The organism is Lysinibacillus sp. 10T31 (assembly GCF_056394365.1).
Genome location: NZ_JBFTHS010000009.1, coordinates 59,918 through 72,461, shown reverse-complemented (window position 1 = coordinate 72,461; position 12,544 = coordinate 59,918). Strand labels below are relative to the sequence as shown.

Sequence of the window (12,544 nt, the reverse complement as noted above, 5' to 3'; positions counted from 1 at the left end):
AAGAGCGTTTGAAAAAAGGAGCCGTTCATCCATCGAACAGCTCCTTTGAGTTTATACTTTCACAACATTTGACGCCTGTGGCCCTCGATTGCCTTCCACCACTTCAAATGATACCTTTTGACCTTCTTCAAGTGTACGGAAGCCTTCCTCTTGGATTCCCGTAAAATGTACAAATACATCTTCTCCATCATCACATTCAATAAAGCCATAACCTTTTTCATTATTGAACCACTTTACGAATCCCTGTTGCATAAGCATTCGCCTCCCATGCGCTTGAATGTAGAATAAAATCAATTAAGTCGTGACATAAATTGTGAAAATGTGAAAAAATGCATTTTCATTTAGAACATACATGAATTGAGCAATGTTGTCAATTGATTGTCGAAATACTTGAATAACTTACTATGATTTTTTTCACAATAAAGTCTATAATGGAATTAACTTCTTTCAGCAAATTTCTGCTGAAAGAAGTTATGGCCTCCGGCGGATGTCACAGAATCGGAAAGGAATACTTAGAGGATGTTAGCCTAAAATCATCGCATCCATGCGATAACGGCTAACTGACCTGCATCGGTAAAAACGCCACGTCCTGTGGCATTACCGAAATGACCGACATCGTGTCGGCCCTCGTACAGGCCTAAGCACAAAGCCGATTCCGGACGCAATTATGCCGAGGCATAATTGATCGACATAGAAAGTAGGATGCCAAATGACAACGAAAAAACAATCATTAACAGATCTAGAAATCGCTAATCAAGCGGTTATGCAACCTATTACTGAAATAGCGAAAGCTGCAGGTATTCCAGAGGATTCACTTGAACAGTATGGTCGCTACAAAGCAAAAATTGATCCATTAAAAATAACAGCACATGGTGAGGATGCAAAGGTTGTATTGGTAACAGCTATTAGTCCAACTCCAGCGGGTGAAGGGAAATCAACAGTAACGGTTGGGCTTGCTGATGCACTTCATCAATTAAATAAAAATGTTGTTGTTGCTTTACGTGAGCCATCACTCGGCCCTGTAATGGGTGTAAAAGGTGGTGCAACAGGTGGTGGGTATGCACAGGTTGTACCGATGGAGGATATTAACTTGCATTTCACTGGTGACCTTCACGCGATTACGACTGCGAATAATGCATTATCAGCCTTTATTGATAATCATATCCATCAAGGAAATGCTTTAAACATTGACCCTCGCCGAATAATTTGGAAGCGTGTAATGGATTTAAATGATCGCGCCCTTCGTAAAGTTGTTGTGGGTCTCGGTGGTCCTGTTCAAGGGATGCCACGTGAGGACGGCTTTGACATTACTGTTGCATCAGAAATAATGGCAGTTTTCTGTTTAGCTACAAGTATTGAAGATTTACGTGAACGTTTAGCAAGTATCGTATTCGGTTATACATTTGACCGTGAGCCTGTATTCGTGCGTGATCTTCAAGTGGAAGGGGCCTTAACATTATTATTAAAAGATGCCTTCAAACCAAACTTAGTGCAAACGCTTGAGGGGACACCTGCCATTATTCATGGTGGACCATTTGCCAACATTGCACACGGCTGTAACTCGATTATGGCGACACAAACAGCTCGTAAGCTGGCAGATATCGTTGTGACAGAAGCGGGCTTTGGTTCAGATTTAGGCGCTGAAAAATTTATGAATATTAAAGCGCGTAAAGCAGGCTTTAAACCAAGTGCAGTTGTAATCGTAGCTACAATTCGTGCATTAAAAATGCATGGCGGTGTAGCGAAAACATCACTCGTTGGAGAAAACGTTGATGCTCTTTTACTAGGAATTGAAAATTTAGCCAAACATGTTGATACGATTCGTACATTTGGCGTTGAGCCGATTATCGCTTTAAATCGATTTATTACAGACACAGAGGCTGAGTTAGAAGCAGTCCTGAATTGGTGTCAAGAAAATCATGTTCGTATCGCACGTACAAACGTCTGGGAGGAAGGCGGAAAAGGTGGTCTAGGCTTAGCTGAACAAGTGCTAGCTGTTCTTGATGAAGAAAACAATTTCTCACCTTTATATGATGTAACAGAATCTATTGAGGAAAAAGTACGTACAATTGTGCAAAAAGTTTATGGTGGGAAAGATGTGCAATTTACCGACCAAGCGAAAAAACAAATTGCCCAAATTGAAAAATTCGGTTGGGATTCACTACCGATTTGTATGGCGAAAACGCAATATTCTTTATCAGACCAACCAAGTCTTTTAGGACGTCCAGAAGGCTTTACAATCACTATTCGCGAAGTCATTCCAAAACTTGGTGCAGGCTTCCTAGTTTGCTTAACTGGGGATATTATGACAATGCCAGGTTTACCAAAAGCACCAGCCGCTTTGCGTATGAATGTTGATAATGAAGGACATGCGGTAGGGTTGTTCTAATCGATACAAAAAATATTTAACGTTAAAGCTGTCCTTTAAAGGGCAGCTTTTTTATTTGATGTAAATACAATCTGGTAAAAAGCCTATTTGATACTCTTATTAAAAAATAGTGCGATCTTTAATTTAGATTTTCCATAGGTTTGAAAAAATGTTTCTCCTCACATCTTTAAATGTAAGAAGAATTTTGATGATCGTTATTCTAATTTATAAAAATGAATTAAGATATAACAAAGCTGCACCTTTTAAGTTATAAAGGGCAGCTTTTAATCTTAGAAAGTTCAAGTTAGGCTCCATATTGAATAAGCAAAAAGCTAGCCAACCATAGAAAAAGGGCTACTCGAATGATTATATCTATTGTCAATTCAAAGGCAGAAAGCTTTCTTTCTCGTTTTAACTTTTTAAGAAGTCTAACGGAAAAAACAGAACATAGAAGTAGAATGGCAATAGATAATTCATATACGTTTTCTAAAAGGCTTGTATTTTCTAATAGATTTTTTAACATAATCATCCCCTCATAAGAGGATATGAGTTGGCTAGTTTCGTTATGTAGGCTCTTTAGTTTGTTTGGGACTCTGATGTATGACTCTAAAATTAAGTACAACGATGAGAAATGAGGCTCTGTTACAGGAGATTGATGAGGTTATTAAAGCTGTTCTATAAATGGGGTAATCGAAAATTGAAAACAAATAAAAGCTGCCATCATCTACATTAAATAAGATGGGCAGCTTTTATTGTTTCTTCAGCGGGTTGGTATTACGTAACATAACTATCGTTCCTACTTCCTTCATAACTTAATACTTCATTTACGGCATAAATAAAATTCGGAAAAATTGTTGCCTAAAAAACTTCTCTAGTTTTGTTAGCACGACTCTGATGATTAGACTTTTCGCAAAATGGCAAGAAATTGGTATGCTATTTGCCATTAATGGGAGGAGTTACGTTCACACATATTCAAGATAATGAATAGAAGAAGGTAACATCTATTAATGATAAAAATATCACACGCTTGCGACATATGCTAAAACCTTCTTGGTCGTGAAAAGCTAACTGTTTGTTCACTTATCTCGTCATGTACATTCACTATGCGGGTTAAAACAAAGAATTTCTAAGGGAAAGTGTTCACTTTTATTTGTTTAGATGATTGGTTTTCACTATACGCACGTCATCTTTCAACACAGTATTCAATTGTAAAGCCCGCTGAAGTTGTATAATCTGTCAAAACATAGTTCTTGTACATCACTGAAATAGTGAGCCAACAGAACAAAAATAATTGTTCTGTACATTTATCTTACAATATTCTGAAAAATTAGTCAATTGAAATCTACTGTTCATGTTGTTTTTTTTTTAAAAGTGCAAAGGTTACTTAATTAGCACCTAGTCTAAGCAATACCGTATAATAAAGGATGATGAAGGGACTGAACAAAGAATATGAACAATTTAATGGACAAAGTACGAGGAATTTACGAGCAGTTTGATGCTAGTCATGATTATCAACACATTGAACGAGTTTATCAAAATGCGTTAGCGATTTTACTTACGGAGACAGAAGCCGATGCAGAGGTCGTGAAAATTGCTGTGCTATTGCATGATGTTAGTGATAAAAAGTATACCGATAGCAAGGAGCAAGAGAATAAGCTAATAGCCGAGCTGTCTGTAAGCGAGGAGAAGAAGCAACATATTCGAGATTGCATCGCACAAGTATCGTATAATGGTGGCAATGAGCTAGAAGCAACTTCTCTCGAGGCCAAAATAGTACGAGATGCAGATCGCTTAGATGCGATTGGAGCAATCGGTATTGCGCGGACATTTGCTTATGGGGGAGCTAAGGGCCGAAAGCTTTACGATAAGGAAGAAGATGCACGTATGGATATGACAGAGGAGGAGTATCGCAATAAAAATACATCCTCAGTTACCCATTTTTATGAGAAGCTATTATTGCTGAAGGATTTAATGGTTACAGAGAAGGGTAAGCAAATGGCTAATGAGCGCCATCAATTTATGGTACAGTTTTTAGATCAATTACAAAATGAAATAGGTAAGTAATTACTCACGCTACTAATAATCCGTTGTCTATTTCAATAGACAACGGATTTTAACTTCTTTCAGCAAGTAAACGCTATGTGTATCTTTTCAGTGGATCTTGCACATGCTAACTTTAATGAATTGATATTGTAAAAAGCGCTCTAAAAAAGTAACTATTTACCAACAAAATTGACAAAAAGGGGAATATTTCTGAATCGAGGTCATTTTATTCTTAGAAATGAGCTAAAAATACTTTCATCCATTACATAAAGCATATATAATTACTTATGTTTTTTTACAATGGGGATCTTGAATTAGGTCTATATTTCTTTCGAATATTAGATCATGGGAGAAATCTCTTTTTAATATACATTGGGGTAACCGTTAAAGGAGTATTAACATCATGAAAGAAGCAAAAAGCGCAGTCAAATGGATTCCTTTCTTCATTTCCCTTGCTGTAGGAGTGGCTATCTGGTTTTGTCCAGTACCATCAGGAGTAGATGAAAAAGCATGGCATCTGTTTGCTATTTTCGTCGCGACAATTATAGGATTTATAACGAAACCATTGCCAATGGGAGCCATATCCTTTATTGCTATGGCTATGATCGCAGTAACGAATACATTAACCATTGAAGAGACATTAAGTGGTTTTGGTAATTCAACGATTTGGCTAATTGTTATTGCCTTCTTTATTTCTCGAGGATTTATTAAAACGGGACTAGGGGAACGAATTGCCTATGTATTTGTTCGTCTTTTTGGGAAAAAAACTTTGAGTCTGTCTTACTCATTACTAGCGAGTGACCTAATATTAGCACCTGCTATTCCTAGTAATACAGCTCGTGCTGGTGGTGTTATATTCCCAATCATCCAGTCATTATCTCACACCTTCGGATCTAAACCAGAAGACGGGACAGAGCGTAAGATGGGTGCCTTTCTTTTGAAGGTAGGTTTTCAAGGGAATTTAATAACATCTGCTATGTTTATGACAGCCATGGCAGCGAATCCTTTAATTGTTAAGCTAGCAAGTGATACAGCTGGAGTAACTATTACTTGGTTTGGTTGGGCAGTAGCAATGATTGTCCCTGGCTTAACAGCTTTAATTGTTGTTCCTTATGTTATTTATAAGATTTATCCGCCTGAAATCAAGGAAACACCTGAGGCAGCAGCAATCGCTAAACAGAAATTGGATGAATTTGGTCCACTGAAAAGTTCTGAGAAACGAATGATTGTAGTATTTGTAGCTGTGTTGTCGTTATGGATTGGCGGAGACTACTTAGGCATTAGTGCTACTACAGCAGCTCTTATAGGTCTTTCATTGCTTTTATTGTTAGATGTATTAACATGGGCAGATATCAAAAAGGAAGAAGGAGCCTGGGATACACTAATTTGGTTTGCAACGCTATTTATGATGGCATCTTTTATGAACAAACTAGGGCTGATTCCGTGGTTTAGTAATGAGGTTGGTGGACTTGTATCTGGGTATAGTTGGATATGGGCTGTTGTCATACTAGCTTTAGTCTATTTCTATTCTCATTATTTCTTTGCGAGTTCCACTGCACATATTAGTGCGATGTATGCAGCATTTTTATCTGTTATGTTGCAAGCGGGAGCACCTGCTATGTTGGCAGCTATATTATTAGCGGCATTTAGTAATTTATTTGGCGCCACTACTCATTATGGTTCTGGTCCAGCACCGGTCTTCTTTGGTGCAGGTTATATTGATCAAAAAAAATGGTGGACAGTTGGATTTGTAGTTTCCGTTGTTACCATTCTGATCTTTGTTGTAGTAGGAGGTTTATGGTGGAAGCTTCTTGGTTATTGGTGAAATAATTAGCTTCAATATCCGGATAGATTTGTTCTATCCGGATATTTTTTTGTGTTTTTCAACTCTTCTTCATTTTTGCAATTAATGGAGGAGGTGTTTTTTAGGTAGCTAAGAAGAGTTTGTTGTCCTTTGTTTACCTGTCATTTGGTGTTATGATAAAAATGGATATCAATAATAAACTATATATAAAAAGTAGTATGGACACTAAACAACACCTAAATGAAAGAGATGGACAAGTGTAATGAGTCATTTAATAGTACAAAATTTAACGAAAACAGTGGGCGATAAAACGCTCTTTCAAAATATTGAATTTACGATATATGAAGGGGAGCGAGCTGGGCTAATTGGTATTAACGGTACTGGTAAATCCACATTGCTTTCTATTTTAGCTGGTGAAATCGAAGCGGATTCAATGAATGTTGACCGCCCAAATAAATACCGTGTAGCTTATTTACCACAGGAGCCTACTTTTGAAAGCGGAGAAACTGTGTTACAAGCAGTGTTTGCAGGGGATTCACCTATTTTAAAACTTAATCGTGAATATGAGGAAACGGTTGCTGCACTTGCATTAAATCCGACTTCAGAAAGTTTACAAAAAACGTTATTTAGCTTGCAGCATCGTATGGATGAGGAGCAGGCATGGGATGTCAATGCGCTTGCAAAGACAGCACTTACGAAGCTTGGCATTGAAATGTTTGAGAAAGAAGTATTAACACTGTCAGGCGGTCAGCAAAAGCGCGTTGCTTTAGCTAAAGTATTAATAGAGCCGGCAGATCTTTATTTATTGGACGAGCCTACCAACCATTTGGATGTGCAGTCAACGGAGTGGCTGCAGGAAATGGTGTTACGATTAAAGGGAGCCGTTATATTTATTACCCATGATCGTTATTTCTTAGATGAGCTGTCTACTCATATTTACGAGCTAGCTGATCAAACATTATACCGACATACTGGGAATTATGGGGATTATTTAGAAGCTCGTGCTATTCGTGAGGAAATGAAAGCAGCTTCTGCGCAAAAAGATCGCAACCGCTATCGCTCAGAATTAAAGTGGATTCGTCGTGGAGCGAAAGCGCGTTCTACGAAACAAAAGGCACGTATCCAACGATTCGAGCATTTAGAAGAGAACTTAGAGCGTAAATCTGAGGATGTTGCTCTTGACATTGGACTAGCAACAACGCGTCTCGGTCGAAAAGTTTTAGAGGCTGAAAATATTTCAAAGGCTTTTGGTCATCAAAAAATCCTTGATCACTTTTCATTTTTACTACAGCAGGGCGATCGTATCGGTATTATCGGAGCTAATGGTGCAGGGAAATCAACATTATTAAACATGTTAGCAGGAGAGATGACACCTGATGCTGGTGAAATTCTTGTTGGTTCGACAGTGAAGTTAGCGCATTTCAAACAAACTTTACCTAAAATGAATGAAAATGAGCGCATGATTGAATATATCCGAGAAGCTTCAAATGATATTACAGATGCAGAGGGTGTACGCTATTCGGCTGCTCAAATGCTTGAGCGTTTTTTATTCCCACTTCATGGGCACGGTACACCAATCGGTAAATTATCAGGTGGCGAACGTAAACGACTGCATTTATTAAGATTATTAATGGAGCAACCAAACGTATTGTTACTTGATGAGCCTACGAATGATTTGGATATTGAGACATTGGGTGTGCTTGAGGATTTCATTGAGCATTTCCCTGGAGTCGTTATCACTATATCCCATGATCGCTTTTTCTTAGATCGAATTGCGAAAAAGCTGTGGATTTTAGATGGTCTTGGGCATGTTGAGGAGACGCTTGATATTTACAGTGAATATTTACAAAAGCGTGAACAGGAAGCAGCTGTAAAGGTAGAGGCACCAAAAGTCGAAAAACCTAAAGCCGAAAAGCCTAAATCGGATAAGAAAAAATTATCCTTTAAAGAGCAAAAAGAATGGGAAACTATTGCTGATGAAATAGAAAAGACGGAAACAACGATTATGGAGACAGAAGAAGGTATCGCCAACGCTGGTGCTGACTTTACTAAGCTACAGGAATTAACGGCGAAGCTGGATGAGCTAAATGCAAAATATGAACACCTTATTGAAAGATGGTCGTATTTAGATGAAATCGTAAACGGATAAGGAGTGATAGACATGAAGATTATTACAATTGAACCGACACCAAGTCCTAATTCTATGAAGATTGTCGTTGATACGGAGTTACCTTTTGGCAAAAGCTATAATTTTACAAAGGATAATAAGGATGAAGCTACTGGTGAAGCAGCAGCCATTTTAGCAATTGAAGGTGTTAAAGGCGTTTATCATGTAGCAGATTTCTTCGCCGTTGAGCGTAACGCAAAGTATGCATGGGAAGGTATTTTAGCAAGCATTCGCCAAGTTTTAGGGGAAGACGTAGAGGAAGTAAACAAAGTACAAGTAGCCAATGAATTTTATGGTGAAGTGTATGTTCATGTGCAATTTTATAAGCAAGTACCACTTCAAGTAAAGGTATTTGATAATCAACGTGAGCACCGTATTAGCTGTGGTGAACGCTTTGTGGAATGTTTCAATAAGATTATTGAAACAGCAGTTGATGAAAATTATATTTTCCAACGTAAATGGATTGACTATGGGGTACGTTATGGAGAGCTTGAGGAAATTGCAGAAGCAGTAAAACAAGAAATCAATGTGACATATTCTGAGGAACGTTTAGCGGAGATTATTGCAACGATTAACGATTCTGAGAAAATTATTAAGAAGCCAGCTAAGCTAAAAATTACTGTTGAACAGTTTAAGCAACCAGAATGGGAAAAACGTTTCCAATTGCTTGATCAAATGGCAGATCCAGAGATAGATGATTTACCACTTTTAGATTTGGCTTTACAAGATGAGCAAATGTCTATCCGTCGACTTGCAACCGTTTATTTAGGAATGATTGAAGATGTAGCAGTTGTTCCATATTTAGAAAAGGCATTACAGGACAAAAGCGCAGCGGTCCGTCGAACTGCAGGAGATTGTATGAGTGATCTCGGCTTAGTCGAATTTGAAGATGCGATGCAGCAAGCATTACAAGATAAAAACAAGCTTGTTCGTTGGCGTGCAGCTATGTACTTATATGAGGTCGGCACTGAGAAATCATTAGCAGCATTAAAGGCTGCTGCAGAAGATAAAGAGTTTGAAGTAAAACTACAAGTGAAAATGGCGATTGCCCGCATCGAACAGGGTGAGGAAGCAAAAGGTTCTGTTTGGAAGCAAATGACGGAATCTCGCCAGCAATAATGAGAAACTTTAATCAGTGACTCGATAATGTTGATAAAAGAAATAAACCAGCTCTCTGCTATGAATGTAGTTCAACAGAGACGCTGGTTTTCTTTATTTTGCGAATAAGTTGATTGTAGTGGAGGCTGGGTGACCAGGACCCTGCAGCGAAGCGGCTCATCGGATGCCTCCAGCTGGAATGGAAATCAACCCCATATTATGGTAATTATTCAATCTTTTTTTATCGAAAAACAACATAAGATAGATAATTTTGTTGTATTCTAACTTTTTACTACTAAACAAAAAGTTAATAGCATTCTATGTATTATTAACAAAGTGTCTAATACTTGTCTAATAGGACAATGTTAAAATGATTTAAATTCTTATAGCAGGTGTCCAAACACCTGTACCTGCCGCTACGCTTTCGGTACAAAAAACACTTGCTAAAATAGAGGAACTCAGTCTAAGAACGCCACGTCCTGTGGCAACGACTGAGTGACCAACATCATGTTGGCCCAAAGCCTCCGGCGGATGTCATGGAATCGGAAAGGAGTTCAATAAAGGATGTTAGCCTAAAATCATCGCATCCATGCGATAACGGCTAACTGACCTGCATCTGTGCCGCTGACGCTACGCTTTCGCGCAAAAAACATCTGCAGGCCTAAGCACAAAGCCGATTCCGGACGCAATTATGCCGAGGCATAATTGATCTCTAGAATATTCTATAAAACAGGGAGGCATTTGAATGGCAGTGACAAGTTTAAAGACAACGGAATCTTATATGCGTGACCGTGAAGCAGTTATCGAGCTTACACAAAAGCTAGTACGAATAGAAAGCGTTTATCGAGAAGATGATCCAAATGGCAATGAACAAGAAGTTGCGAATTTTGTCGCTCAATATTTACGTGATATCGGGATTGAAACACATGTAGAGGAGGTTGTGCCAGGAAGGCCGAATGTTATTGGTATTATTGATTCGGGTAAGCCAGGAAAAACCCTACTCTTTGAGGGACACACAGATGTCGTTACTGAAGGAAATCGTGAAGCATGGACATACGATCCATTCGGTGCAGAAATTATTGATGGTCGAATGTATGGCCGAGGTACAAATGATACAAAAGGAAATCTTGCGTGTATGATTACAGCTTGTCAGTCGTTGTTACTGGATCAGGAGGAATTTACAGGCAAGATTATTTTATGTATTCCATGTGATGAAGAGGGATTGATGCTTGGTATTAAACATTTTATAAAAAATGGCTGGGCAGATGATGTGGATGGGGCGATTATATGTGAACCGCAGGAAAATAATGTGAGTATTGCGCAGCGTGGAGCGATACGTTTGAAGGTAGATATTTTTGGGAAGATGGCGCACGGTGCAATTTCATGGAGCGGTATTAACCCGAACTGGCGCATGGCACGTTTTATCGTGGAGCTTGAAAAATTAGAAAAAGAAGAGCAAGCACGTTTAGGGCGTGATCCGATGCTTAATTGGCCATCTATTACACCAACGATTTTACGAGCACCTGTAAAAGGAGATGCGCAAATTAATGTCATTCCTGATCATTGTATGACGACGCTTGATATTCGTACAGTCCCTGCACAGGATCATGATGAGCTTCTCGGTAAAATTGATGCGATTATTAAACGTCTGCAAGCAGATGATCCTGATTTTAAAGTTGAACTAACAGTACTTGACAACCGCCCTGCAACAGCAACACCGAAGGAGGATCCTGTTGTACAAGCCATTTATGAGGCAGTCGCAGAGGTAACGGAAAAAGAGCCGAAATATAACGGTGTCCCAGGAGCTACAGATGGAACGTTTCTTCATGTGCATGGAGTACCAATAGTAACCGTTGGGGCAGGTGATCGTGATATTCCCCATCAGATTGATGAATATGTCGATATCGAAGAATTAGCAGAAACAACAGCCATTTACCGTTTGGCAGCGTTAAAGTTTTTAGCAGGTGATGCACAATGACTTACACAAAAATCGCAGTTATTCCAGGCGATGGCATTGGAAAGGAAGTTATGGAGGAAGCACTAAAGGTACTAAATTCTCTTCAGGAACACGATTCGTCTTTACAAATAGCAGCAACAATTTTTCCTTGGAGTTCAGATTATTACCTCAAGCACGGTCGGATGATGCCGGACAATGCACTAGACATATTAAAACAATTTGATGCGATATTATTCGGGGCAATTGGAGATGCTCGCGTTCCGGATGACGTGACAGTATGGGAATTAATTATGCCGATACGAAAAAGCTTTCAGCAATATGTTAATTTCCGTCCGATTAAATCACTACCTGGCATAGCCTCGCCTCTTGCCAACGGAAAGGATATTGATTTTGTGATCTTCCGGGAAAATGCGGAGGGGGAATATTCCGATAGTGGTGGGCGAATTTATCATAATCAACCGCAGGAAATGACGATTCAAAATACCATTATGACACGAATCGGTATTGAAAAAATTGTCCAAGCCGCCTGTGATTATGCCTATAAAAATGGCAAAACAAAAATTACAAGTGCGACAAAATCGAATGCCATTATCCATTCAATGAAGTTCTGGGATGAGCATGCTAAAAGAATTCTAGCACAAAGCTCACCAGCACTAGAGTTAGAATCTATCTATATCGATGCTTTAGTAGCTTATTTCGTAGAGCGACCTCAAGATTTTCAGGTTGTAGTTGCCTCCAATTTATTCGGAGACATTTTATCAGATTTAGGGTCAGCCATTGTTGGTGGTCTTGGGTTGTCACCGTCAGCTAATTTAAATCCGGAAAAAGAATTCCCATCAATGTTTGAGCCTGTACATGGGTCTGCACCAGATATTGCAGGAAAGGGCATAGCAAACCCAATCGCACAAATTTGGTCACTTGCTTTGTTACTTGGACATATCGGAAGACCGGATATAGAACAGCTAATTGTTCATGCGATTGAGACGGTTCTTCGAGAAGGGATTGTAAAAACCGCAGATATTGGTGGACAGGCAACAACAACACAAATGGGTGATGCGATTTGTCAGGAGATTATTAAAATGAATTTAACGGCAAGGGGTGTATAGC

10 protein-coding genes are annotated in these 12,544 nt (G+C 38.9%); 7 read left to right on the top strand and 3 right to left on the bottom strand.

The features are described 5' to 3' along the window. Positions 1–51 precede the first annotated feature (51 nt). A complete protein-coding gene (locus tag AC1DCY_RS07360) occupies positions 52–252 on the bottom strand; it encodes a cold-shock protein (protein ID WP_477348794.1) in 201 nt (66 codons plus the stop codon). A gap of 457 nt (positions 253–709) precedes the next feature. On the opposite strand from AC1DCY_RS07360, the gene AC1DCY_RS07355 reads away from it, so the two are divergent. Beyond that, complete coding sequence (locus AC1DCY_RS07355; RefSeq protein WP_477348792.1) at positions 710–2,389, top strand: formate--tetrahydrofolate ligase; 1,680 nt, start codon at positions 710–712, stop codon at positions 2,387–2,389. 283 nt (positions 2,390–2,672) lie between these two features. Here the strand turns inward: AC1DCY_RS07355 and AC1DCY_RS07350 are convergent, their stop codons facing one another. Further along, complete coding sequence (locus tag AC1DCY_RS07350) at positions 2,673–2,891, bottom strand: hypothetical protein (protein ID WP_477348790.1); 219 nt, start codon at positions 2,889–2,891, stop codon at positions 2,673–2,675. Positions 2,892–3,817: 926 nt separating this feature from the next. Between AC1DCY_RS07350 and AC1DCY_RS07345 the strand changes: the two genes are divergently transcribed. From AC1DCY_RS07345 to AC1DCY_RS07330, 4 genes are all read left to right on the top strand, one after another. Further along, positions 3,818–4,432 (top strand): HD domain-containing protein, encoded by a 615-nt coding sequence (locus AC1DCY_RS07345; protein WP_477348788.1) that lies wholly within the window; start codon positions 3,818–3,820, stop codon positions 4,430–4,432. A gap of 382 nt (positions 4,433–4,814) precedes the next feature. Continuing rightward, on the top strand, positions 4,815–6,236 hold the full coding sequence (locus AC1DCY_RS07340; RefSeq protein ID WP_477348786.1) for an anion permease: 1,422 nt from the start codon (positions 4,815–4,817) through the stop codon (positions 6,234–6,236). 241 nt (positions 6,237–6,477) lie between these two features. Continuing rightward, positions 6,478–8,364 carry an ABC-F family ATP-binding cassette domain-containing protein gene (locus AC1DCY_RS07335; protein WP_477348784.1) on the top strand — a complete coding sequence of 629 codons (1,887 nt, stop codon included), beginning with the start codon at positions 6,478–6,480 and terminating at the stop codon, positions 8,362–8,364. Between the two features lie 12 nt (positions 8,365–8,376). Further along, the gene (locus AC1DCY_RS07330) at positions 8,377–9,501 is read left to right on the top strand and encodes a conserved virulence factor C family protein (protein ID WP_477348782.1); all 1,125 of its coding nucleotides are present in this window, start codon (positions 8,377–8,379) and stop codon (positions 9,499–9,501) included. 354 nt (positions 9,502–9,855) lie between these two features. Here the strand turns inward: AC1DCY_RS07330 and AC1DCY_RS07325 are convergent, their stop codons facing one another. Further along, positions 9,856–9,999, bottom strand: coding sequence for a hypothetical protein (locus tag AC1DCY_RS07325; protein ID WP_477348780.1), 144 nt, complete (start codon positions 9,997–9,999; stop codon positions 9,856–9,858). A 226-nt stretch (positions 10,000–10,225) separates the two neighbouring features. On the opposite strand from AC1DCY_RS07325, the gene AC1DCY_RS07320 reads away from it, so the two are divergent. Both AC1DCY_RS07320 and AC1DCY_RS07315 read left to right on the top strand, forming a co-directional pair. Beyond that, positions 10,226–11,458 (top strand): M20 family metallopeptidase, encoded by a 1,233-nt coding sequence (locus AC1DCY_RS07320; protein WP_477348778.1) that lies wholly within the window; start codon positions 10,226–10,228, stop codon positions 11,456–11,458. Beyond that, the gene (locus tag AC1DCY_RS07315) at positions 11,455–12,543 is read left to right on the top strand and encodes a tartrate dehydrogenase (protein WP_477348776.1); all 1,089 of its coding nucleotides are present in this window, start codon (positions 11,455–11,457) and stop codon (positions 12,541–12,543) included. The genes AC1DCY_RS07320 and AC1DCY_RS07315 overlap by 4 nt, the downstream gene beginning before the upstream one ends. The last annotated feature ends 1 nt before the right edge of the window (position 12,544 follow it).